This is a genomic window from Shewanella cutis, from assembly GCF_022410515.1.
In the GTDB taxonomy this organism is placed as follows: Bacteria; Pseudomonadota; Gammaproteobacteria; order Enterobacterales; family Shewanellaceae; genus Shewanella; species Shewanella cutis.
Genome location: NZ_JACSDI010000023.1, coordinates 70,944 through 95,223 on the forward strand (window position 1 = coordinate 70,944; position 24,280 = coordinate 95,223).

At 41.3% G+C, this 24,280-nt stretch carries 16 protein-coding genes and 7 pseudogenes; 16 read left to right on the top strand and 7 right to left on the bottom strand.

From position 1 onward, the window contains the following. Window positions 1–63: 63 nt before the first annotated feature. From H9J30_RS19425 to H9J30_RS19470, 10 genes and pseudogenes are all read left to right on the top strand, one after another. Window positions 64–1,031 (top strand): annotated as a pseudogene (locus tag H9J30_RS19425) (IS3 family transposase); the annotation flags it as partial. A gap of 189 nt (window positions 1,032–1,220) precedes the next feature. Beyond that, complete coding sequence (locus H9J30_RS19430; protein ID WP_240132510.1) at window positions 1,221–2,261, top strand: IS110 family RNA-guided transposase; 1,041 nt, start codon at window positions 1,221–1,223, stop codon at window positions 2,259–2,261. 12 nt (window positions 2,262–2,273) lie between these two features. Then, a pseudogene (locus H9J30_RS19435) lies at window positions 2,274–2,489 on the top strand (IS3 family transposase); the annotation flags it as partial. A gap of 7 nt (window positions 2,490–2,496) precedes the next feature. Then, window positions 2,497–3,317 (top strand): annotated as a pseudogene (locus H9J30_RS19440) (IS3 family transposase); the annotation flags it as partial. Between the two features lie 36 nt (window positions 3,318–3,353). Beyond that, window positions 3,354–3,517 (top strand): annotated as a pseudogene (locus H9J30_RS19445) (IS3 family transposase); the annotation flags it as partial. A 247-nt stretch (window positions 3,518–3,764) separates the two neighbouring features. After that, window positions 3,765–4,331 carry a type IV pilus modification protein PilV gene (pilV, locus tag H9J30_RS19450; protein ID WP_240132529.1) on the top strand — a complete coding sequence of 189 codons (567 nt, stop codon included), beginning with the start codon at window positions 3,765–3,767 and terminating at the stop codon, window positions 4,329–4,331. 12 nt (window positions 4,332–4,343) lie between these two features. Continuing rightward, window positions 4,344–5,312 (top strand): PilW family protein, encoded by a 969-nt coding sequence (locus H9J30_RS19455; protein ID WP_240132511.1) that lies wholly within the window; start codon window positions 4,344–4,346, stop codon window positions 5,310–5,312. A gap of 11 nt (window positions 5,313–5,323) precedes the next feature. Then, the gene (locus tag H9J30_RS19460; RefSeq protein ID WP_240132512.1) at window positions 5,324–5,785 is read left to right on the top strand and encodes a pilus assembly PilX family protein; all 462 of its coding nucleotides are present in this window, start codon (window positions 5,324–5,326) and stop codon (window positions 5,783–5,785) included. A gap of 3 nt (window positions 5,786–5,788) precedes the next feature. Further along, window positions 5,789–9,292, top strand: coding sequence for a pilus assembly protein (locus H9J30_RS19465; protein WP_240132513.1), 3,504 nt, complete (start codon window positions 5,789–5,791; stop codon window positions 9,290–9,292). Window positions 9,293–9,700: 408 nt separating this feature from the next. Then, a complete protein-coding gene (locus H9J30_RS19470) occupies window positions 9,701–10,033 on the top strand; it encodes a hypothetical protein (protein WP_240132514.1) in 333 nt (110 codons plus the stop codon). Between the two features lie 60 nt (window positions 10,034–10,093). On the opposite strand, the pseudogene H9J30_RS19475 reads toward H9J30_RS19470, so the two are convergent. The 3 genes and pseudogenes from H9J30_RS19475 to H9J30_RS19485 form a co-directional block, all read right to left on the bottom strand. Beyond that, window positions 10,094–10,291 (bottom strand): annotated as a pseudogene (locus H9J30_RS19475) (IS256 family transposase); the annotation flags it as partial. Between the two features lie 44 nt (window positions 10,292–10,335). Further along, entirely contained in the window at window positions 10,336–11,811 is a 1,476-nt protein-coding gene (locus tag H9J30_RS19480; protein WP_240132515.1) for a DUF6035 family protein, read from the bottom strand. A gap of 21 nt (window positions 11,812–11,832) precedes the next feature. Then, window positions 11,833–12,411, bottom strand: a complete 579-nt coding sequence (locus tag H9J30_RS19485; protein ID WP_107881344.1) for a recombinase family protein — start codon at window positions 12,409–12,411, stop codon at window positions 11,833–11,835. A 169-nt stretch (window positions 12,412–12,580) separates the two neighbouring features. On the opposite strand from H9J30_RS19485, the gene H9J30_RS19490 reads away from it, so the two are divergent. The 3 genes and pseudogenes from H9J30_RS19490 to H9J30_RS19500 form a co-directional block, all read left to right on the top strand. Next, window positions 12,581–12,841, top strand: a complete 261-nt coding sequence (locus H9J30_RS19490; RefSeq protein WP_240132516.1) for a type II toxin-antitoxin system Phd/YefM family antitoxin — start codon at window positions 12,581–12,583, stop codon at window positions 12,839–12,841. Next, on the top strand, window positions 12,841–13,152 hold the full coding sequence (locus H9J30_RS19495) for a type II toxin-antitoxin system RelE/ParE family toxin (RefSeq protein WP_011918375.1): 312 nt from the start codon (window positions 12,841–12,843) through the stop codon (window positions 13,150–13,152). Before H9J30_RS19490 ends, H9J30_RS19495 begins: the two co-directional genes overlap by 1 nt. Before the next feature lie 22 nt (window positions 13,153–13,174). Beyond that, window positions 13,175–13,411: pseudogene (locus tag H9J30_RS19500) on the top strand (DUF4158 domain-containing protein); the annotation flags it as partial. 34 nt (window positions 13,412–13,445) lie between these two features. Here H9J30_RS19500 and H9J30_RS19505 read toward each other — a convergent pair. The 4 genes and pseudogenes from H9J30_RS19505 to H9J30_RS19520 all read right to left on the bottom strand — a co-directional run. Then, window positions 13,446–14,567: pseudogene (locus tag H9J30_RS19505) on the bottom strand (IS256 family transposase); the annotation flags it as partial. 320 nt (window positions 14,568–14,887) lie between these two features. Next, a complete protein-coding gene (locus tag H9J30_RS19510; RefSeq protein ID WP_240132518.1) occupies window positions 14,888–15,859 on the bottom strand; it encodes an ExeA family protein in 972 nt (323 codons plus the stop codon). After that, window positions 15,849–17,489, bottom strand: coding sequence for a helix-turn-helix domain-containing protein (locus tag H9J30_RS19515; RefSeq protein WP_240132530.1), 1,641 nt, complete (start codon window positions 17,487–17,489; stop codon window positions 15,849–15,851). Before H9J30_RS19515 ends, H9J30_RS19510 begins: the two co-directional genes overlap by 11 nt. A gap of 24 nt (window positions 17,490–17,513) precedes the next feature. Further along, window positions 17,514–18,104 carry a recombinase family protein gene (locus H9J30_RS19520; protein WP_240132519.1) on the bottom strand — a complete coding sequence of 197 codons (591 nt, stop codon included), beginning with the start codon at window positions 18,102–18,104 and terminating at the stop codon, window positions 17,514–17,516. 401 nt (window positions 18,105–18,505) lie between these two features. Between H9J30_RS19520 and H9J30_RS19525 the strand changes: the two genes are divergently transcribed. Genes H9J30_RS19525 through H9J30_RS19535 form a run of 3 tightly spaced genes read left to right on the top strand, consistent with a single transcriptional unit; the run spans window position 18,506 to window position 24,249 of the window. Beyond that, window positions 18,506–22,774 (top strand): RHS repeat domain-containing protein, encoded by a 4,269-nt coding sequence (locus tag H9J30_RS19525; protein WP_240132520.1) that lies wholly within the window; start codon window positions 18,506–18,508, stop codon window positions 22,772–22,774. Next, entirely contained in the window at window positions 22,774–23,640 is an 867-nt protein-coding gene (locus H9J30_RS19530; RefSeq protein WP_240132521.1) for an RHS repeat-associated core domain-containing protein, read from the top strand. The genes H9J30_RS19525 and H9J30_RS19530 overlap by 1 nt, the downstream gene beginning before the upstream one ends. Before the next feature lie 3 nt (window positions 23,641–23,643). After that, window positions 23,644–24,249: a hypothetical protein gene (locus H9J30_RS19535; RefSeq protein ID WP_240132522.1), complete on the top strand. Its 606-nt coding sequence runs from the start codon at window positions 23,644–23,646 to the stop codon at window positions 24,247–24,249. Window positions 24,250–24,280: the final 31 nt, after the last annotated feature.

The window sequence follows — 24,280 nt, forward strand, 5'->3', positions numbered from 1 at the left end:
ACTGAATTTGGCCACCTAATAAGAAATGTTATGATCTCACTCATAACCCATTTAGGTGATAACATGAATAAAAGTAAACGTGCTCGATATAGCGCAGCCATTAAGCTCGAAACAGCTCAATTAGTCGTTGATCAAGGTTACACACAAGAAGCGGCTGCAAAAGCCATGAACGTGGGGAAATCGACGGTCAGTAAGTGGGTAACACAGCTTCAGGTTGAGCGCCAAGGGCTTGCTCCTAAAGCCTCCCCCATGACACCTGAGCAGATTGAAATCAGGGCGCTAAAACGCGAAATTGAACGAATTAATCTCGAGAAAGAAATCCTAAAAAAGGCTACCGCTCTATTGATGTCGGACTCGCTGAACAATTCTCGATAATCGAGAAACTCAATCAGAGCAACAAATACCCTATTTCAGTGTTATGCCATGTATTCAACGTGAACCGGAGCAGTTACCGTTATTGGATAAGCCGCGAGCTTTGTGTAACACCAGATCAGCGATTTTTAGAATGTGAAATCAAAGCGATACATGCTGAAAGCAAACAGTCTGCGGGTGCGAGAAGTATTGCCACAATCGCCTCTGAACGAGGCTTTACGTTAAGTCGTTATAGGGCTACTCGGTTAATGAAAAAGCTTGGGTTAGTGAGCTGCCAACAACCCAAGCACCGCTATAAAAGGGCTGAAAATGAGCATGTGACCATCCCTAATTTACTCAAGAGACAATTTGCAGTTGTCGAACCAAACACCGTTTGGTGTGGCGATGTGACGTATATTTGGGCTGGTAATCGTTGGTGTTATTTAGCGGTTGTGCTGGATTTATTTTCGAGAAAAGCCATTGGTTGGGCGATGTCATTTTCACCGGATACTGAGTTAACGGTGAAGGCCTTAGATATGGCCTTTGAATCTCGTGGTAAGCCTAAAAACCTGATATTTCATTCAGATCAAGGTTGCCATTATACCAGCCTGAAATACCGTCAGCGGCTGTGGAAATATCAAATCACCCAGAGTATGAGTCGTCGTGGTAACTGCTGGGATACTGAGGTTAGAATTTAAATACAGACTGTTTGTACTGACCCGTGCTGGGATTGGCTGAAATGTCTTTGTGTTGACCTGTCGTTCAAAGAGTCTGTTCAATTCTATCGACTCAGTTGTGACCTAATAGGAGCTTTGTATTGCACCTCCAGTGTCCCGTCCTGCTGAGCGATTCAGACAGGAGAATGGCTCATGAACAATAATGATCCTCGCTATAAATTGTATTTGGGTGTAGATACTCACTTGGAACTTCATGTCGCAACACTTATCAATGAACTAGGGCAAGTTGTTAAAAATAAAGAATTTAGTGCCAAGCTTTCGGGCTATCGTGAACTTTTGGCATGGTGTAAGTCTTATGGGTATATACAAAAAGCTGGCATCGAAGGTACAGGAAGCTATGGCGCTGCACTGACAAAATACTTGATCAAGAACGGCGTTAGTGTGTATGAAGTTATGCGGCCAAATAGAATGAAGAGGCGGCTGAAAGGCAAAACAGACGGTATGGATTCAGAGAATGCGGCTAGAAGCGTATTGTCTGGTGAGGCAAAAGTTATTCCGAAAAGCCATTCAGGGCCAGTTGAGTCATTGCGGAGCCTACTGATTTGTCGAAATAGTGCTGTAAAAGCAAGGACTCAGGCAATGAACCAAATTCGAGCGCTTCTTGTTTCAGGCCCTGATGAGCTCAAGCAATCCCTGTATCTACCAAAGCCGAGTGCCTGCGCGTCTGCATGTTTAGATCAATGCTCCGATAGCTGCGAGCCATTAATGATCTCACTTGTGTTGTTGGCACAACGTTGGAGCTTCCTAAATGATCAAGTAAAAACACTTGATCAGGCTTTAAAAAGGCTAACGTTGAATACGGCTCAGAGCCTTGTATCAAGGTTTGGAGTCGGTGTGAATGTAGCAGCAACACTCCTGGTTACAGCGGGAGACAACGCTAACCGACTAAAGAAGGAGTCATCATTTGCTGCATTGTGTGGTGTTAACCCAATTCCAGCTTCATCAGGAAAAACTACTCGTCATAGATTAAATCGTGGAGGCTGTCGCAGTGCTAATAACGCACTCTGGACTGTCGCGATGGTAAGAATGCGCAGTGATCCCAGAACGAAAGACTATATTGCTCGACGAACAGCTGAAGGGTTATCAACCAAAGAAATAGCTCGTAACTTAAAGCGTTATATAGCGAGAGAGCTATTCCCGCTAATCCTGAAAGATCTAGCGAGATTGGCTTGACATAGGAGCGTCAATGCGCCAATGGAGCGGTTTTTCAGAAGTTTAAAAACGGAATGGCTCCCGACACAAGGCTATATGAGTTTTAGGGAAGCCAAACAAGATGTGACTGACTACATCATTGGTTATTACTGTGAAGTCAGGCCACATCATTACAATGCAGGATTGAGCCCAAATGAATCAGAGCGAAGATTTTGGGAAGATTCTAAAGCTGTGGCCAAATTTAGTTGACCACTACATAGCACTGTTATGTCGAGTAATGAGTGTAAGTAAATCAGATTATTACGATTGGCATAAACGCCCTGCAAACGTGATAAGCCTTGAAACACTGAAGCTTTATCACCTTGTTCGACAGCTATTTAAGCAAAGTCGAGGCAGCTTAGGAAATCGTGCAATGGTGAAGAAATTGCGCAAGGAAGGCTACCAGGTTGGTCGCTATCTCGTTCGTAAAATTATGCACCGCCTTCGACTTAAAGCAACCCAGCGACGCGCTTACAAGGTGACTACGCAGCGCAAACACTCAGATGCAGTGGCTGATAATCTGTTAAACATGAACTTTAATCCAGTATCGGCTAATCAGGTTTGGGCGGGTGACGTGACCTATTTAAAGACGAATGAAGGCTGGATGTATTTGGCAGTGGTGATGGATTTATATTCACGCCGGATTGTGGGATTGCACATAGATAAACGCATGACCACAGATTTGATATCTAAGGCATTAATAAAAGCCTAAAACCAGCGAGAGGGCTGGTATTTCACAGTGACCGAGGCTCGCAATATACCAGTAAGCAATTCGGTAGGCTGCTAGTGAGCTATGGTATCCGAGCCTGCATGGGTGATGTGGGAGCGTGTTGGGATAATGCCGTTGTTGAGCGATTCTTTGGCAGCTTAAAACACGATTGGATTTTTAAAGTTAATCAACCAACAAGGGAGTTTATGAAGCAAGATGTGACGGCTTACATGAAATATTACAACTTGGAGCGGCTGCATTCTGCTAATGACGATCTGTCACCTGTAGAGTTTGAAAATTCTCAAGTAAAAGTGTCTAGTTTGGGTTGACCAGTACACTTAGCGTGGTGTCCAAAAGTATTGGATCAGACCAAAAAACGTGAGCCGACCAAGCGGAAGATCTATTCGACAAGAGAAGCGGCAAAATTTGATATTCTAACTATATTGAGATGTTTTATAACCCTAAACAGCAGCATAGTTCCAATCATGGCCTATCACCATTAGAGTTTAAACGCCAGTATTTTAATTAAGCTCAAAGTTATCTAGTGAAATTGTGACTATTCATATTGATTTGTAAAATTAATCAGGCACAGAATTATGAATAACGATACGCCGTTCCGTTATATTTGCTTGACACAAAGTTCTGAACAGATTCAAACTAAATCAATATAAGATTACATAGTAACTAGTTATTCAACTAACTATTCACATGGTACTGCGAGAGTTAAATTGTATTTATTGTCTGCGTTCAATGAGTGTATAGATTATAAAAAAAGTATATGTAAATTAAAACAATTAACATATCAGAGATTTCAACAAGGCTTCTCATTAATTGAAGTACTTGTTGCATTAGTTATCCTTGTAATTGGTTTGATTGGTATTTTTAATCTACATATTGTTGCTAAACGTGGAAGCTTTGAGTCTTTTCAGCAAACTCAAGCTTCATACTATGCTAATGACATCATTAACCGGATGAAGCTTAATCGAACCCGATTAACCAATTATAGCGGTGACTATACTGGGAGGTTAAGTAAACCGAGTAAAGGGTGTGATGTTGCAGTTGGCGCAGTCAGTTTGTGTTCACCTGTCGAAACTCAAGCTTGGGATCTTTATCAATGGGAGCAAAGTTTTATCGGAGCAGCTGAAACTGTTGGTGGGCAGAATATTGGAGGGTTAGATTCTCCAACGGCTTGTATTGATATTGATGGTAATACAGTCACTGTTGCCGTGGCGTGGAGAGGTATTCGTGAGGGCGCTGGAACGACTTACTCGGACAATGAATGCGGTAAGGATGATCTTGGTTTGCGTAGGCGTATTTTTGTATTATCTACAGTGATTATTTAGGTTAGTGAATAGATGAAAAATTGTCAGAAGGGGATGTCTTTAGTTGAGTTAATGGTTTCGATGCTTATCGGACTGTTTCTAACGCTTGGGCTTTTTGCCATGTTTAGTATGTCATCTTCTAATGTTGTGACGACCAGCCAATTCAATCAACTGCAAGAGAATGGCCGCATAGCTCTTGCCCTTATGGAAAAGGATATTACCCAGCTTGGTTTTATGGGCGATATCACTGGAACCGACTTTGTGCTAGGCACCAATATGACCTTAAGGGATGGCATTGCAAATGACTGTATCGGTGCTGGTGTTAACAACGGTACATTACCAAATACGGAACCTGCGCATTTTAGGCGGTTATGGGGATATGAAGCTGGTAAAAGTGTTGAGAGTTTGAGTTGTTTGAATGGGATTAATGGAGTGAATGCCAACACCGATGTGATCCAAATAAAAAGGTTGGTTGGACCGCTTGTCACCAATCCAAACGGTGAGCGTTATTATATGGCGGCGACCTCGAGCCAAGCCGTGCTGTTTAAAGGCGGCAATCCCCCAAATCCTGCGCTTGAAAATGCTCGATTTTGGGAATATCAACATCATGTTTATTTTATAAAGAATGATGGTTCTGTACCGGTATTAAGACGTAAAACTTTAAATAAAAACAATGGTATGAACAATGAAGAACAATTAGTCGAAGGCATTGAGAATATGCGTATTCTCTATGGTTTTGATAATGATGGTGATGATACTGCAGATAGTTTTATGCCAGCAGAAAATGTAATCCCTCTAATGTGGGATAACGAATTATTTCAACGTTTAGTTGCTGTCAGAGTTTATTTATTAGTTAGGGCAATCGATGAAGATAAAAACTATAAAAATGATACGACTTACACTTTAGGTGACAAGGAAATAAAAGGATTAAACGACCATTTTAGACGAAAAGTGGTTTCAACAACGATGGTGCTTGCCAATCCTGTGTTAATTCGGAATTAGAGGGCAAAGAGATGAAAAAGCAGAAAGGTATAGTACTATTTTTCGCACTTATTGTGTTGCTTTTGATGACAATTATTGGTGTCGCGTTGGCCGTCAATTCAACCCAATCTATGCGTATGTCTGGAGCGGGGTCTGAACGAATCGAAGCAAAATCAATTGCTGATGGTGGCCTAGAAGCTGCGATAGCTGCTAACCGGGGGCCTAATTTAGCAACTTTAGCCAATGTGACCACAAGAACAGAGTTCGGTGCAAAACAGACTTTAACACCAATCCCATTTGAACTGGATAGCAGTGGTAATGTGGTTATTGGTTCAAAAGATGTTGGTTGTCAACGGAGCACTAGGCCAACTAGCGGTAATATCATCAGTTGTCGGCGGGTAGAAATTAGTAGTACAGCTAATTTTGGTCGCGATAACTTGGGGCAGCTCACCGTTGTCGCAGGTGTAGAGCAAGAAGTTTTAACAGGGAGTTAAGATATGCTAATCAAAAAACTCACTTTTTGTACATTGCTTGCATTGGCTTCAACGTCAATCTCATCGTTTGGCGATGATACAGAATTATATGTAAAAGAATCGTCTATACGTACAGGTGCTAGACCTAAAGTCTTGGTTATTTTTGATAACTCTGGAAGTATGTCTACTGAAGAAATTACTCAAGTAATTGACTACGACCCTAATTATAAATATCCATCTATCAATAGTTCTGGTAATAATGATACTCGAATTTATTACACTATTGGTGGTGGAATATTACCAAATCCGGATAAGAGTTCTGATAGGCGATATTTTAATGCTAATATAAATGCTTGTAATCAAAGTAAAACGGCTTTATCTCAGTATGGACGTTTTACCGGTTATATTCGCGAGTTCACTTCAAGTGGAACAACAGGTGTGTGGAAAGAACTTTCTGAGACTGATGGCAGTAATATTAAGGTGGTTGATTGTTGGGAAGATATCTCAACAGTTGATCCTCAAAACTCATCTTCTTACTCTAACGGTTTCCCTGCTAATGGATTAACGACAGGTTCAGGTAAAAATAAGAAAGCGTTTCCATATAATACTTCTTCATCACCTGGAACTACTTGGGCTAATGCGTTAGCTGCCGCCAAGAATACCGGCTTTGGTGTTGGTCAACCCGTCACTTTTTATACAGACAACTATTTGAGATGGTATTGGTTATCAAAAGAAGGAAGATTACCAACTATAAAAGTTCCTAGGATAGATATCGCGAAGAAAGCGATTTCTAACATTATTAGATCTACACCAACTGTTGATTTTGGATTGGCTGTTTTTAATTACAATTACCCTAATGAGGGTAATCGGGATGGAGGCAGGATTGTTTCTGGTATTACTCAAATGACGGATACCTCCCGAGCCAGTTTACTCTCAACTATTGATGGTTTGCCTGCTAAAACAAATACACCTTTGTGTGAGACTATGTATGAAGCCTATCGTTATTTTGCCGGTAAAGGTGTCGTTTTTGGACACGCGGATACCGATTATGGCTCTTATGTAGGCAATCGTCCTCCATATGATAATTCGGTAGAAACTAATGGTACTTACGTTAGCCCATTTAAAGTTTGTACTGATATTGCCTATGTGATTTATGTTACCGATGGCTCGCCAACAGAAGATACAAACGCAAATAATCGTATTATTAACTTGACAGCCTCTGCAAATAAAAGTGGAGATTATTCATATTTTTCGCAAGGATTAAATACACCAAGTTATTTACCTGCATTAGCAAGTTATATGTTTAATAATGATTTGATTAACAAACCTGATAGTTCAAATACTGAGCAAATGCAAAATGTACGGACTTATACTATTGGTTTTAGTAAAGGTGCTGATGATGCTGCGCCATTATTAGCTGAAACGGCTAAACGTGGCGGTGGATTATATTTTGCTGCACAGAATAGCTTAGAGCTACAAAATGCACTTAATGACGCCTTATCTAATATTTTAAATATAGACTCCAGTTTTACATCTCCCAGTATTGCTAGTAATAACTTTGATAGAACTCAGACCTTTGATGCCGCTTATTATGCGATGTTCTTACCAGGCAAAGGGCCACGATGGAGTGGAAATCTTAAGAAACTAAGAGTAACAGCTGATGGCACTTTAGTTGATGGTCAGGGTAATGCAGCCATAGCTGATAATGGTAATATTAAAGAGACTGCCTGCACGATTTGGACTGATTGTACAACTCAAAAAGATGGTAATAAAGTTGAGGTTGGTGGTGCAGCTGCGCAAATTAGAAGTCAGTTGAATCGCACCATTTTAAGTAATTTTGGGGGGACGAGTAGTTTGTCGCCACTTACATTATTAAATGCCCAAAGTGCTGCTGGAGGAGAGCAAGCATTAGCGACCTTCATGAGAACCGACATTGATGAAGTGGCTAATACTTTAGATTGGCTTAAAGGTATTGATGTTGATGATGACAATAAAAACGGTAGTACAACAGACAAACGCAGTGATGTAATGGGCGATCCCTTACATTCGAAGCCTCTAGCATTAAATTTTGGCAATAAAACAACCACAGACATTCGAATTATTTTGGGTACAAACCAAGGCGTTTTACATATGTTCAAAGATGCTGGTGAGTCGGTATCTGAAGTATGGGGATTTATACCTTATGAACTTTTACCAAATCTAATAGAGCTTAGAAAAAATGTCCCATCAGGAGTCCACTCTGTATATGGAATGGATTCATCTCCCGTTGCTTATACCGAAACTGATTCTACTGGTAAAGTAAACAAGGCTTGGGTTTTTGTAGGTATGCGACGTGGTGGATCATCTTATTATGCTCTAGATGTGTCTAATCCTGATAGCCCCTCTCTTATGTGGACTATTAATCCTTCTAGTGATGGTTTTGCTGATCTAGGTCAGACATGGTCTAAACCTATAGTGACTAAAATCGTGGGTTACGATAAACCAGTATTAATTTTTGGTGGTGGTTATGACGTGAGCTTTGATGCGGCGCCAAGCTCTTCACCACGAGGTCGCGCTATTTATATTGTTGATGCACAAAATGGAACACTGATCCATTCTTTTGGCGGTTCGGCTAGTGGGGCAACAGTGCTTCCTGGTATCCAAGGCAGCATTCCTAATTCAGTGGCTATATTAGATAGTAACAATGATGGTTATACTGACCGTATCTATGCTTCTGATGTTACTGGCAATATATGGCGTATGGATTTACCTACAGCAAGTTCAAGTACGTGGACCGCTTTTAAGTTTGCTTCATTGGGCGGTTCCAATAGCGATAATAGACGCTTCTTTGCAGAACCCGTGGTTGCGCAAACAATGTTTACCAATTTGTCCGAAGTATCGGTGACAACCGGAACGAAAACTGTAACAACGAAAACATCCCAAAATGTTCCCTATGATGCTATCGCTATAGGCAGTGGAATGAGGCCAAATCCTTTAAGCACTAACGTTAATGATATGTTTTTTATGCTTCAAGATCGTAACGTCGTCACTAAGACTTTTGCTGGAAGTAATGTGCCTTCTACTATAACTATTGATAAGTTATATGATGTTACATCAAAAATACCTATATCAAGGACGGATAATATTAATTTTGGGACTAAATTTGGTTGGTTTTATCGTTTCTCTGGGATCGGAGAAAAAAGTTTGGCAGCAGCAATTATTATTCAAGGAAAAGTATATTTTACCTCCTATTCACCGCCAGCTGATTCTGTTGCTGATAACGTTTGTTTGGTTTCTGGTGTTGGTAAACTTTATGCATTTGATTTACATAAAGGAACCAGATCTTTTTCTCAATTATATTACGAACTTGGAGAAAGAGTTCCTGACACTCCGCAAATTGTGATCCCAGCCCCTGAAACGGGTAAAGATCCCTATATCTATATTATTGGTGTTGGAAAAGGTGAAAAAGATGAAAATAATGAAAATACTGGCACAATAAATGTTGGAACAGGTTTAAATACAAATAAAATATATTACTATATTGAATAATATATTTATTATGAAGTATGTTATTCATAGATGATCATGGTAGTTTTCATAATGCTGTGTCATCTCAATAAAATATTCAAAAACAGGAATGGCACATAAGGGGCTGTGTTGCAAAACTTAAAGATTAAATTCTTGATTTTTAAGTTTGAAAAACATTGATGCATTCATTGAGAATAAATACAACGACTTATATAAAAATATTACAAAATGATTGCGCTTTTATATCTCTTTGCTTGTTACATAAAAGTATGATTAATTTTCCTCATGCGATACGTGAAGGTATTAAATATTAAATTTTTGTTCAAGAACTGTTGTCGTCTTTTTGATTATCAAGGAATATAGATGTGTTTTATATGTATGGTAACTAACAGCTTGAATTGCTGTTAAATTGGATAGGGTGTGATTTAAATGTTTAATCCAAACGTCTGTGATAATTGTATACCCATTGATAATTATTTTCTATCAGATAAAGGCTTGTGTAGTATTTGTGGGAAAGTTGATGAATGCTATGATGCTGATCTTATCCGTTTTTATCATTCATTTGGGATAACGAATGAGGATTTAATTTGGATGAATTTACCTAAACTTAGAGGTTTTGGTCATGATATTTTTTCTCCTTCGCATGCAGATTTGTTGACTTGGGAACAAGTTGAAAAATTAGTTATGTCAGCGTTGAAAGCTCAGAAGCCTGAAATTAATTTTTATTCTATAAATAGTATTTTTAGGCGAGGCATTTATTAGATGACCGTTCACCGAGAGCTGGTTGACAGAGGCTGTTCATAATTCTGTGTTAGGTTAATTTCACAGATCGATATGGTTTTCTAAGCGCCCCTCAAAATGGATTGAGAGCTGTGATAGCGTCAAATTCCAGTTTTGGATGGGATGGGTCCAGCGCTCAGAGGCCTTCAATATACCCGCGTAAAGCAGCTTGAGTAAACTGTTCTCGTTAGCAAAACCGCCCTTCGTTTTGGTTAACTTCCTGAATTGCCTATATAGGCTAAATTTGCCCAACGCGCCAAAAATGTAAAGTTAGCAAAACTACGCTACAACCCTCTTTGCTCACAGATAGGAGCAGAAGCAAACCATTCTAGAAAATCATCTAAACTTGAATTTATTTCGATAGATTTTTTCATAGGATCGTTTAATCGTGCCAGTACATTAGGTGTATGTATAAGCTCTTCTTTATGTTCGCTAAGTTCGATAGCACGTAAGCAAAGTGCTTGGTATGGTTTAAATGCTTCATAGTCGAAAAAGTTATGAACAGCTCGCGCATAGGATTTTTGTCTTCTACCCAGCTTAGTTGAAAGATCATACCCAAGGATTAACATAATTTTTTCGAGCACACTTAAGCTCATATTTTTGTGGAAACCAAAGTATAAATGACTCAACTTTAGTGCAAATTGTTCCCAACGCTTATATGAACTAGGCATGTCTGATGAGTAATATCGAATGATAGTTAGCACAGTGCTTTTTACTTGCAGTACACGTCGATAATAGTCTTCTTTAAACACAGAATGCAGCCAATCAGCATCGCTGCTCATATCGAGAGTTGGCCAGCATATCTTGGCAGCAACTAAAAATTGGCTCCAATCGCGGTATTCTTGGTTTTTGAAATGGTCAATATTTGCTAAAACTCTTAACTTCCCTTGTTCAACCAAATCAGCTTTTAGCGCACGATCTAAAGCGTAAAAGTCCCTATAAAAAGTTTCACCATCGTGATGGGTGAGTTGGTCGTAGGTAACACTATATTGGCACCAATCATAATAAATCTTTTTACCAGCTAAGCTGGGTTCCCACACTTTCGTTAATATCGTAAGCTGTTTTTTTTCGAGTGATTGGGAAGCTAAGAATTTATTGAAAATGAACCAGTTCCCTCGGTTACAAAAGGCAATATCCTTCTGGACTTGTTTTACCGCAATTCTTTCTTTATCAAAAATATCAAGGATCTGATCTTCATTCTCGGCACTTAGCCAAATCAATGGCCATTCTTTTTCCTGATAGAAATGTTGTCGGTCAAGGATGACTTTTGGGGATTCACTACGAAGTTGGATTTCAAACGCAACATCTGTACCTAGATAACGAGCATGGAGATCGGGTTTTGCACGTTTGAGCTTGTCTAGGCTAAAAACAAACTGTGTATCGACATCCACCACTTCCCAATTGGGGAGGTTAATAAGCGTCTTAGCGAGTAGCTCTTTCATTTGCCAATGTTTATCTCCCTCACTTACTCCAGCGTAAATTTCCGCACGAGATTTACTATCAGACTTCCAATCGCAATCGCTCCCTTCTGGATGACTAAAGTAATATTGATGCCCGTGCCGGCTATCGTCATCTCGTTTTGCATGAAGATACACCAGTTGTTTACAGTTTTGGCAGACGAAACGATGGTGTTTTATGTTGGCTTGACGTATTTCTTGTAGTTCATGCTGCTCATAGATCCAACTTAATGATTCAACCCAAATGGGCTCATTACGCTCGGTATCTATAACAATAGGGATTTGGCGCTTAGTATTTTCCATAATCTCGCAGCTCTTTAATATCTATCGAGTAGGGGAAACAATTGATTGCTTAACTGAATTTATAGCCCGATAAATAGAAGCTTCTCCAAGGTGATACTCCTTGGCAAGCTGACCAATAGTGGCCCCCTCAGCTCTTTTATCATAAATAGCTTGTTTTAAGGTGTCTGTAAGTTTTACAGGCCTACCAAATTTAACTCCATTTTCATGTGCTTTTGCGATACCTTCAGCTTGTCTCTCTGTCCGCAAGTCATTTTCAAACTCAGCAATAGCTGCCAACATATTGAACATGAGTCGCCCTGTCGAAGTGCTCGTATCGATGTTCTGATCGATAACGAGCAAATCAATACCTTCACTTTGAAAACGCGAAGCAATCTGGGCTAAGTGGACGACTGAGCGAGCAAGACGATCGAGTCGGGTTACCACTAGGGTATCCCCTTCACGTAAATAACTCATGCAAGATTGAAATTCAGACCGTTCAGCCGTCCTCCCACTACGTTTTTCTTGATATATCTTATTGCACTCAGCTCGATGTAACTTGCCCAGTTGCACTTCTAAGCTTTGACCCGTGGAACTCACTCGAGCATAACCAACTTTGGACATAAATTACCATATCTCTTTAAAGGTTTTGATAATACACTTATGATAGTAGTTTTGATAGGCAATAACCAGAGCTATCAAATAGTATACATTTTGATAATGTGCATTTTTGACTTTTATCGCCCAACTGGTGTAAATTGAGCGAATCGAACGATTCGTTTAAAGGTGATAAATGAACACTCTTTCAGCCAATGAAGCAAAAATTCACTTTGGAGATTTGTTGCTCAAAGCTCAACAAGCTCCAATCCAAATTAATAAAAATGGCAAGCCTGTGGCCGTTGTTATTTCAGCTGATGCATACCAAAGTATCGAGACACTAAAATTACATTTGCTTCAATCCAAAGCGGTGAAAGCCATGACTGACATCAAAATGGACAATTTGGTTGATGGTAATACCTTTTTTGATGAGCTGGCCGCAGGGCAGTATGACTAATGCCGGTAACTTATCATTTAACGCCCGATGCACAATCTGATCTGATAGGTATTCACCGCTTTACGTTAGCCCAATGGGGAACGACTCAGTCGAAGACATATTTATCCGGACTTAGACAAACGATTCAGCTGCTGGCTGAAACACCCACCCTTGGGAAAAATAGACCCGAGGTACGCATGAATGTGTTTAGCTTCCCTTATTCAAGTCATGTCATCTATTACATCCAACATGAGCATCAATTCGTTGTATTTGGGATCTTACATAAAAGTATGGTTCCACTTGCACATCTCGCGGAGCGGGAAATTATTTGATGTAGTGAAATAGGGGGGCACCATGAAAAATGACGTTCGGCGGCTATCTATTTTGTCAACTGATGAAATAGATGAACTGTTTGGATTACCTCATTTCTCAGATGATGATCGTCGATTATATTTTGACTTAAGTGCTAAAGAGCGCGAACTATTCGACAATACCCGAACGTTTTCTGTGGCAGCCCATTTAGTATTGCAACTGGGCTATTTCAAAGCCAAACGGCAGTTTTTCAGTTATGAACAAGAATCGTCAGTACTGAGACTATAAAATTTTCTGTGTAAGTGGCTGTTGATCATAACGACACACGGTCACTGTACATGATCATAAACTGCGTCATGGCAGGCTTCCAATCTCGTAATGGCATTGTCCACTTTTTAGCAATCTGGTGTAAAGCCAGATACAGTAACTTCAGCACCGCGTCATCGCTCGGAAATGACCGTCTGGTCTTGGTCACCTGACGTAGGCTGGCATTGAGTGATTCGATGGCGTTGGTGGTGTAAATCACCTTGCGGATTTCCGGGGGATAGTTGAAGAACACGCTAAGCCTGGTCCAGTTTTCACGCCAAGATTTGCTAATGCTTGGATGCTGCTTATCCCACATCTTTGCAAATTGCTCCAGCGCCAGTTCGGCTTGCTGCAACGTGGCTGCGCCATGAATCGTTTTAAGATCTGCTGCAACGGCTTTACGCTCTTTCCTACTGACAAACCGCAGGCTGTTGCGGATTTGATGCACAATGCATAGCTGTACCTGCGTTTTAGGGTAAACCGCTTCTATCGCATCGGGGAAGCCCTTTAGTCCATCAACACAGGCGATGAAGATATCTTCTACACCGCGGTTTTTCAGCTCGTTCATCACCGACAGCCAGAACTTAGCGTCTTCGGTTTGTGCTATCCATAAGCCCAGCAGCTCTTTCTCACCATCGGTGTTCACACCAAGGGCAAGGTAGACGGATTTGTTCTGGATGCTGCCAGAATCACGGCTACGCACGACCAAACAGTCCAAATACACTATCGGGTATACCGGTGATAATGGCCGCAGTTGCTAGGCTTTGACCTCATCCAATACGGCATTGGTGACCAGAGAGATAAACGTCGGCGAGACTTCAACACCATAGGTTTCTTCAAAGTGGGCTTGGATATCACGGGTAGACATGCCTCTGGCGTAAAGCAAGACTATTCGCTCATCAAAGCCACCGAGCTGTTTCTCGCCTTTCTTAATCAGTTTTGGCTTGAAGCTGCCATTACGGTCTCGCGGTGTTTCAAGCTCAATGTCGCCGTGAATGCTGCGCACTGATTTACGGCTTTTACCGTTGCGGGAGTTACCGGTGTTAAAACCTGCCGCATCATGTTTGGCATAACCAAGATGCAGTTCCATCTCGGCTTCAAGAGCACGCTCAGCAAGTTTTTTAGTCAACTACCTAAGTGTAGCAGCTTGCACACATAATCCCTTCGGCGCGATTACATCCGTCAAACTGGGCTCACATTAATTGACAATAAGCGGGATCGCCGACTCAGATTAACTGCCAATGGGCGCAGATTAACTAACAACGGGCTTGCATTCATCTTGCCGGACTCACATTAATTGCCAATAAAAACCTTGAGCTGGGCTAGGACATCCCTAGTCATCGTATTCTGCTCAAACAGCCTTGCCGTGGTTTCAAGCCACAGGCTTCAGTACCTTGGTTGATATGTGCTTCGATGAACATCTTCTATCATTGACGTAACATCTCTGCCTTATATCGGTAGGCCTGCTTCTCTTAAATCCTGGGTAATGTCTTTCGCTCTATTGGCATCCAATTCGCCTTTGAAAAATCGCCGAACCTCTGCAAGCTTGTAATTGAACTGTTCTACCAACACTTTATCTGAGTACCCGTGCCGAATGAGCCGGGGCTCAATATCATCGATACGCTTGGATAGGGTGGCTTCTAAAATTTCGACCGTGATAGGTTTGGTGCCAGTGGTAAACCCCTCCATCAGTGCCATCGTCAGATGTTGCTCAATTTGCAGCGGTGTAGTCAGTCGTTCAGCCAGGTAATCAATGGCCTGTTCTTCCAGAATGTCGGTTGGCTTCACTTTGTCACTGCTGCAGTTGTCTAACAGCCACAACACATACTCCCGTAAACTACCTTGTAGGCTATCGAGGGATATGAGGGTGGTTCGGTATCCGACCTCTTCCATTGTCGGCCCTTTGAGATCATTTCGAAGTTTTGGATGGCCAGCGAGGATAATCGACAGCTTTCCACCACCATCACGGATCACTTCCATCAATCGTTTTAGCCCCGTTAAGGTGCGGTGATGCAGATCATGAGCTTCATCCACAAACAAGACGACCGGCTTCTTCGCATCTTGGATCAGGTCTCTGAGTTCTCGCTCACGTTTTTCCCCCTGTTTTGGTACCCGATAGTTTTTATCATTACTGACATCATAAAAAAGTGCCGTGATCAAGGTGCTCAAGTTGGCTTTGTTTTTCTCTACCGACAATGACTTAGCCACAATCACTTTTTTCTCTTTGACCAATTGCTCCTGCAGTCTAGACAGCGTGGTTGTTTTACCACTGCCGACAACGCCGGATAGCGCGATCAGCTGACCCTCTGGGATCATTTTCTTTAGTTGACTGAAAATTCGGCGTTGGTTTTCGGTTTCAAAAAAATCAGCGTGACTAAATGATTTTGTCAGGCCGTAATGTTCCATTGCTTCAAGTTGCATGGTTGCTGTCCTCTTTTGGATAGAAGTAGTCTTTCACTCTGGCCATAACAACTGTCTTATCAAGGGTCTCGTCCAATATGGCATCGATAACGTCTTTGTCTGCTTGCGGTAACAGGGCTAACGGCTTCCCCAGATAGGCGGCAATCGCAACCTTTCCTTTGAGGATGCTGGGAAAGGTGAGTTCATTGAAGGGATCAGGATCGACAAAGGGTGTCACTGGCAGCACCCCAACCGTTTTCATCATATCTTTAATAATGCGCTGGCCTTCAGGATCGCCTTCATCTCTTAACGCCAAAGATTTTGCCAGTGCTTCTAGCTTATCCAGTGTTTTTTCGGCCCGGGTTTTCTTGAACTTTCGGTAGCGATACAATGGCACTGGCCCACTCACGGGGTAGTAAGGCCCATAGCGCTGCGATTCATGTTCAACAAAAAGCTCGTCATCAAATAGGCCCCACCACAACACCACGCGCTCAGCGGCTAAATCGGGATGAATTTCATAAACGGTACCGTCCACCGGAATGCGGGCATCCACTCCGACCGTACGTTGCTCCGGCTCTCTGGCAAAAGCACAGAAACGCTCCCACGAACACATTTCCCTGATGCCCTTGGCTGACAGGTTCTGTTGCCAATCTTCCATCCTGGAGTGTTCTTCGTGCCGATGTCGGTGGTCGTTGTATTGCTTCAAGTATTCCAACAGCTTGTTATTCGCGTCTTCTTCATTCTTGGGTTCACGTAGGTGATACAGGACTTCGTGGCATTCTTTGACGGTGCGAAATGCCCGTTCAACTTTTCCTTTCGACCGAGCGGTTTTGCGTCGATTGGTTTTACTCGCCGGTTCATGGATTTTTATCTCAATCCCAAGGTAGGCCATAACATTTCGAAAGACTCGGCTTTTCGCTATCGGGCCATTGTCCATATAAATCATGTCCGGCAATCCTCGAAATGGAAACTCAGGATCTGCCTTAGCCGTCATAGCATTAAAGAGAAACAACAGTGCACTGGCGGCATCCTCACCATACACATTGCGATACTCCTGATAACATGCGCCACTTCGGTCATCTACCACGCTATAGAGCATCAATAGAGGCCGCCCGCGCTGTTTGTCGTACCAAATGGGCTCCTGCAGATGCTTGAGATCTGATGGACTTAAATCAAACTGCCAACAGTCATTACTGTGTTTGGCCTGAAACCTGACCGCAGGCGAATCTTTCAAGACACTTTTGAGGGTGAAATTCCATTGCTGTAAATAGCGGTTCACTGTGGCTTTATTCAACTGCCCGGGTGTCAACTTTATAAAACCATAATCGGAGTCTATGCCTGAGGTTTCCAACAACTGGATCGCCCCTAGCGTTGATATGTGTCTGCCGTTCTTATTGAGGGTACGGATCTTCAGGGCCGCAATAATTTCACAGTACCGCTCCATCTGACCCGATGCCATGATCCGAGGTTTGCCTAAGTCGCTACGCCTGACAGGTTTAGGTTGATACAAAGTTCGCAGATAACGATATAACGTGCTTTCGGAGACTCCGTACAATTGAGCAGCCTGTTCCACGACATCACGGCGTTCTTTACAACGCGCAGGTAATCCCTCCAATCGACGATGGAGATCGATTAACACTTCCTGAGCGATGGTTCGTTTAGCCGGGCCCACGCGTTACCTTCTACTGTAGCTGCCTATCTCCACGCCTCGATGACGCAAGTATTTATAGAGTGTTGTTTTAGATATGCTTAATTTATCTGCAATCTGTTGTGCGCTGAGACTGTCCTGTTTATAGAGTGCTTCAGCCGCGATGGTGAGTGCTTCGGCTTCTTTTTTCAAACCAGATGGACGTCCGCCACGGCGTCCGCGGGCCTTTGCCGCAGCCAGACCTGCTCGAGTTCGTTCGCGGATCAAATCTCGCTCAAATTCAGCAATAGAGGCAAACACGTTGGTGATCAAACGTCCCTGTGCCGTGGTGGTGTCCACTGGGTCGTTTAAACTTTTAAGGCCGACCTGACGCTGAGATAACTCGTTGATCAGTTCAACGAGGTGCTTGAGTGATCGACCAAGACGATCTAGTTTGTACACCACAATCACGTCCCCGGGGCGAAGCTGAGCCAACATGTCGTCCAATCCAGGGCGTGATGATTTTACGCCAGAGACAATATCTTTAAACAGCCGTTCGCATCCTTCCGCTTTCAATGCATCTTCCTGCAGATGGAAGCTCTGGTTCTTTGTACTGATCCGGCAGTAACCTATTTTCATACAACCTACCCATAGTTCACTTAACACTGTGAAGAAGTATGGTTATGAACTTTGATTTCATCAACCAGTTTGATGAACGAATTTGGGTGGAATAAACCGAACGGTTAAGTACGGCTGAAATTGTCCAATAAAACGGTCGTTTGTCTGAACTTGATGGGGGAATAATTCAACACTGAATATGATCAACTAAATTTGGCCACAACTTTATAGATTGATATAAAAAATTAGTTAATGTATAAACAAAAGTAAATTAAAAGTTAATTGACATAGGTTTGTAGTGATACGAAAAATTAACCACTTTCGCAAAGTGTTAGTAAATTGTATTAATTTAACCTTTATGTAACAAGGGTTTTTCGTATCATCAAAATTCAAAAAACTAATGTAAAGGAGATTGTATAAGGATGATTTTACGTATAATAACATTATCAATGATACTTTTTACTTGTTTTCATCCCGAAGCAGAAGAATACTCAGTAACAGATCAAGTAAAAAATTTTGATAGTCAAAAAATTGATCTCCAAGGAAATATGGGAGAAAAGTTTGATATTTCATCAGGTTCAGTAAGCTTTACCCGTAATGATGGTGATATCCCTGGCAATTTTCCGATAGAAGTAAGCTATAGGCTTAAGTATAACACTAACTTTCCCATTGTTCATGGGTGGTTAGAGGATGTGCCTAGAATATGGTTAGGCTATGCAAGAACATCATCTTTATATACATCATATCCATATACAAATGAAAACGATAGTAACTTACCTCTATCATGGAAGGTTGGTCAATATTGTAGTGGGAATGAACAATCGGCAGATTTAACATCAGATACATCAATTCAAGGCCTGAATAGAGGTTGGGCATTCTCCCAGAAAAAAATAAGTGTTCCTGGAAAAGTGAGTGACGATGAACTACTAACTCCAGATATAAATAACAGTTTATACTCTTCTGCAAAATATATAACTAAATCAAATTGGAAAGTTGAGTGTTTTTCTTCAGAAAATGGTGTTAATGGTTTTAAAGCTATTTCACCAGAGGGGTTAATATACTATTTTGACCAAATAGGTAGTTTCCCAAGCACAATAAAAGGAGGGGATGACTTACCACTTTTGAGTTATTTTCTTGGACAAACTACGACAAGCCAATATTTTTTTGGTAAACCTATAAATCCCTTCGATATGAAGTATGCAGAATACTCTCTATTTGTTAGTAAGATAGAGGATAAGTTTGGTAATTGGGTAAAATATGAATACGACCATACACAGCCATCAGATATTGATCGTGACACATATAACTATTTATCATTAAGAAAGATTATTAGTAGTGACGGTAGGGAGTTAAGTGTATCTAGAATGGGGAACGATACAATTATTAACTCTGCAGGGCGTATTTGGAAATATACAAACACTATCTTAAACCCAAATCATAGAGAGTTGCAAAGATATACTAACTTAGTAGTGATACAGCCTGATGGAAAAACCTGGACATACGATTTACATTCAACAGATGTTGAGCATGTTGGTGATTCAAGTGGACGATACACTTGTAGTAGAGCTTTTAATCCTGATGAATCTCGACTTATACCTATGGTAATTAAAAGTCCATATGGTTTAAAAATGGAGCTTACTTATAAATATATAAGGAGTGATGAATCAAATATACATACCTCAAAAGGTATAAAGCTTGATGAGAGAAGGTGTCATTATACTTATGCACTAGTGAAAAAAACGATCACATCAGATAACAACAGTGATGTATGGTCTTATGATTATTCTAACACATTAGGTGCTTTTGATATAGAAGATAATTATGGACCAAATGAGAGTTATTTAACTGGTTCCGTTCCAAGTGGAGTCAATCGTCAACATACAAAAACAGTTACAGTAAACAATCCTGATAATAGTTCATTAAAATATTTTATAAGCAGAAAATCAAGAACTTACCTCTTTGGAAGTGTTTCAGCGATAGAAGTGTATGATAAAAACACAGCTGAACCAAATAGAACAATATTTTACACCTATGATCGTAGTAGCTTCAAAGGAGTTCAAAAAGACTATTCAAAACATGAAGATTTGTTAAAATACTATCCATTGGTAAAATCGGAAACTGTTACTGAAAATCAATCTTCTTATGTGAAAAATCACACATACAATCAGTTTGATGCTGTAATAAACGAAAGAGAGTATGGCCCTTCTAATTTTGAAAAGGTAAAGATTACTGATTATTTCCATGATTTAAAGAATTGGCATCTCAATCAAATTTCAAACATAAAAATTGCAGACTCTAACACTAGCAAATCTATTGTTAGTTATATATTTAAAGAGGTAGGCCCCCAAAGTATACCTCAGGTAAGTGATGAATTAAATTATGGAAAATTAGTCAAAAGCTATACTTATCATTCTGATGGTAATGTGTTATTAACTACATTTGCTGATTCTAACAAATATACGCGACAAGAAAGCTATTACCGTGGTAAAGCACGTAAAATTACCCTTCCTTGTGCCACCACTAATGGTTGTAATACCGCAAATGGCAGTACGGCCAATACTATCGTGGCATTACTAGAGGTGAATGCTGACGGCACAACCGGCAGCGTCACTGACTTTAATGGCAATAAAACCTCATACAGTTATAACCCTGTCGGTTGGCTAACCAAGATTGATTACGCTGACCCCAAATGGACTGACAAAGTCATCAGTTATGCGATGGTGACCAGCCTAGGGGATGACATCGGCGCGACTAACGTAACAGCGGGCAGCCTACGCCAGACCATTTCCCAAGGTAATTACGAAAAACGTATTTATCATGATAGTTTACTGCGACCTATATTGACCCGCGAACTTGATACCGCGAATGCTTCAACAATACGATACCAAGTCATGGCCTATGACCATGACAATAGACAGACCTTATCCAGCTTCCCCAGTTCGGACGCTGGCAACCGTATTGGCATGGAAACCGAGTATGACGCGCTGGGCCGCATTATTAGCCAAACGCGCACCAGTGATGGCAGTGTTAGTCGGCGTGAATACCTCTCAGGTAATAAAGTGGTGGTGACGGATGGTGAAAATAACACCACCACTACAACCTATCTTGCCTTTGGTGAGCCTGCCTATGATAAGCCGACGTTAATCGAAGCGCCGGATACGGATGATATCGCCATTGACTATAACGTGTTTGAGCAGATAACCCGTATTCGTCAAGGTAGTGTTGTCGAAACGCGGATTTACGATGCCTATCAGCAGTTGTGTAAACAAATCCGCCCTGAAACGGGAATTTCGGCATTTGGTTACAATGGACAGCGCCAACAGATATGGCGTGCAGAAGGGACTGTTGGTTCAACCTTAGACTGTGATGCGGCTGCCGTACCAGCAACACATAAGACATTGCTTGCTTATGATAATTTAGGGCAGTTACGAACCGAGAACTTCCCCGATAGTACCCCAGATAAAACTTACAGTTATGATGCTAATGGTAACTTAGCGACCTTGCTGGCAGGGACTGCAAACTGGAGCTATTTGTACAATAGTTTAAATACGATTGAGAAAGAAACCCTTGCCATTGATGGTAAGCAATTTGTGCTGGACTGGGAATATAACCATCTTGGAGGATTAAGCTCCCTCACATACCCATCCGGGGCAGTGATTAACTATGCGCCCAATGCTTTGGGTCAAGCGACCAAAGCCGCCAGCTATGCGACGGGGGTGAGTTACCACCCCAATGGTCAAATTAAGCGATTTACCTATGGTAACGGCATCATTCGTGATGTGGCATTAGATAGCACCGGTCGAATAGATGTCCTAACGGATAGCAAATGGGGCTCATTGAAAAATAGCCTAGACCCCAGCTATGACTATAACGACAACCTTGTTCGCTTGATTGATGGCGTCAATTCCAGCAATAACATCAATAACCTGAGTTATGATGGGGTAGACCGGCTTAAGTCTGCCGATGGTAAGTGGGGCACTGGCCGTTACGACTATGATGGACTGGGTAACGTGCTTAGCCGTAGCCTGAATAATTCCACCATTCACTACCATTACAATGCGCTTAATCGCTTAAACAATCTTACCGGTGCCTATGCCTATGGTTACCAATACGATGCGCGCGGCAATGTGACCCACAATGGTCGCTATAGCTTGGACTATAACCTCGGTCAGCAAATGACCGCGGCGAAGGGAATGAGCTATGAGTATGATGGGCATAATCGTAGAGTTAAACAAACCAAAGCCGATGGCGCGCATTACAGTGTATACAGCCAAGCGGGACAGTTGTTATACCGTTTAGCGGCTAATGGCACAAAAACGGATGGTATCTATCTTGGTAAGCAGTTAGTGGCTGAGGTGGATAACTCCAACCTTGTGGATATTAGTTTAAGTGTTCAATGGGTATTATCGAGCACTCCATGTCCTCCTCGAATGCAGTGTCCTGAGGTTGTTGATACTTGGGTACATCAAGTGACTTGGAGTAGTACTAATGCTACTTCATGCTCAGGAACTGTCGAGAAAAGCATGAACGGTGTATATCGCGGGAGTGAGTCATTATCTGGAGTTAGTGGCAATCGATTGCTTGCAGGTGATGGTACTGTTTATCAAATAACAATGACATGCACCGGAGGCGGCGGTGAAAAAACAGTACAGGCAACAGCAAGTGGAATTGGTGGTGGGAGTGATATGTGATGAATAGAAATAAAGGATTACTCATGAGGACGTGGGCGCTTTTAAGCTTTTTATCATTGCTTTTTATCAGTGCTTCAATTCAAGCCGCAACGGTGCGTTACCAGCACACGGATATGCTTGGCTCAGTGGTGGCGGAATCGGATGCCTCGGGCAATATTATTAGCCGCAGCCAGTATGAGCCCTTTGGTAAACGCTTGGGCGGTGATAAGGAAGGGATTGGTTATACCGGTCATCTGCAAGATAAAGACTTAGGTCTGACCTATATGCAGGCCCGCTACTATGACCCGCTGATTGGTAGATTTTATGCCAATGACCCGATGGGGTTTAAGGATGTCCATAACTTTAACCGCTATGCCTATGGGAATAATAATCCTTATAGATACACTGACCCTGATGGGAAAGCTGCAGATAGTTGGTTGAACAGACCAGATGGCGTAAGTATCCAACAACACCAAGATGCCCACACTGGTGCCGCAATTATTGGTGCTGTTGTATTGACCGCTGTAGCTGCTGAGGTTTCTCCATTGGTTGCAACATCTCTAGTTGTAATGGATACTGCCTCGGTACCAACTAGTGATGGTTCTGCTGGATCGCCAACGAATGTTTCTAAGTATGAGAACATTACAAAGTCTGGATCTAAATTACCAAACTTTAAAACAGATGTTCCAAAAAGCGCATTTGAAAAAAATCTCAAAGATAATGGTTTTAGTCAATCAACATCAAAAGATGGGAGGGTAAATAATTTTACTAAAGGTGATGATAGATATTCAACGAGAGACTATTCCAAATCAACCAAAGGACCTGCTGCAGAAGTATTTAAGAAGGAAGAGCCTGTAGCCAAAATACGCTTGGGTGAAGAGGATTAGAAGATGAAAGCAATAACAAATGAAAGTGATTATGATTTAATTTACACGTATATTGAGAAAGTTATCAATAGAACAAGGACGTTACCAGATAACGTTTTCGACCCATCTTTTAAGTTCTTTTCATTTATTACGTTTGATGAATTATTAATGCCTATATTTTTTGAGTATCTTCAACAGTATTCGTTAAAAATTGGTGAGAATGGATTTTGGATAACCTCTCTAGCCCCTGACCCTAAAAAATATTATGGACACTACTTTAATTTTTTTGGAACAATTGAGTTTTTGAACACAGACACTCACAAAGATTACTTAGCTGGATTACATCATTATCCAAAAGATAGTAAAGCAGATGCAATCGCTTATAACGCTGATTTATTAATGTTTTTGTCAAAAAAATGTGATTGGGCTGTATATGGTGATAGAGATGCAGAAATTGCAATTTGTGCTTTTAAAGACATAAATAAGATGGAACTATTTAAATCTCTTTATGGGCTAGGTTTTCTAGAAGGAGTCACTGCTGCATCAGATTACGCTTATGGAGTGACAAGTAATAGCGTTTTCAAGAAAACATTCATCACTAATTACTCTTATTCCGTTACTGTCAAATAAAAGGAAAGAAAACGAAACATTGCAATTTAGG

Excerpts from the sequence above, each read along its gene's own strand:
- H9J30_RS19520 (WP_240132519.1), bottom strand. The coding sequence starts at position 18,104 with ATGAAAATAGGTTACTGCCGGATCAGTACAAAGAACCAGAGCTTCCAT.
- H9J30_RS19480 (WP_240132515.1), bottom strand. The coding sequence starts at position 11,811 with ATGGAAAATACTAAGCGCCAAATCCCTATTGTTATAGATACCGAGCGT.
- H9J30_RS19530 (WP_240132521.1), top strand. The coding sequence starts at position 22,774 with ATGAATAGAAATAAAGGATTACTCATGAGGACGTGGGCGCTTTTAAGC.
- H9J30_RS19495 (WP_011918375.1), top strand. The coding sequence starts at position 12,841 with ATGCCGGTAACTTATCATTTAACGCCCGATGCACAATCTGATCTGATA.
- H9J30_RS19430 (WP_240132510.1), top strand. The coding sequence starts at position 1,221 with ATGAACAATAATGATCCTCGCTATAAATTGTATTTGGGTGTAGATACT.
- H9J30_RS19460 (WP_240132512.1), top strand. The coding sequence starts at position 5,324 with ATGAAAAAGCAGAAAGGTATAGTACTATTTTTCGCACTTATTGTGTTG.
- H9J30_RS19465 (WP_240132513.1), top strand. The coding sequence starts at position 5,789 with ATGCTAATCAAAAAACTCACTTTTTGTACATTGCTTGCATTGGCTTCA.
- H9J30_RS19490 (WP_240132516.1), top strand. The coding sequence starts at position 12,581 with ATGAACACTCTTTCAGCCAATGAAGCAAAAATTCACTTTGGAGATTTG.
- H9J30_RS19510 (WP_240132518.1), bottom strand. The coding sequence starts at position 15,859 with ATGCAACTTGAAGCAATGGAACATTACGGCCTGACAAAATCATTTAGT.
- H9J30_RS19470 (WP_240132514.1), top strand. The coding sequence starts at position 9,701 with ATGTTTAATCCAAACGTCTGTGATAATTGTATACCCATTGATAATTAT.
- H9J30_RS19525 (WP_240132520.1), top strand. The coding sequence starts at position 18,506 with ATGATTTTACGTATAATAACATTATCAATGATACTTTTTACTTGTTTT.
- H9J30_RS19535 (WP_240132522.1), top strand. The coding sequence starts at position 23,644 with ATGAAAGCAATAACAAATGAAAGTGATTATGATTTAATTTACACGTAT.
- H9J30_RS19485 (WP_107881344.1), bottom strand. The coding sequence starts at position 12,411 with ATGTCCAAAGTTGGTTATGCTCGAGTGAGTTCCACGGGTCAAAGCTTA.
- H9J30_RS19455 (WP_240132511.1), top strand. The coding sequence starts at position 4,344 with ATGAAAAATTGTCAGAAGGGGATGTCTTTAGTTGAGTTAATGGTTTCG.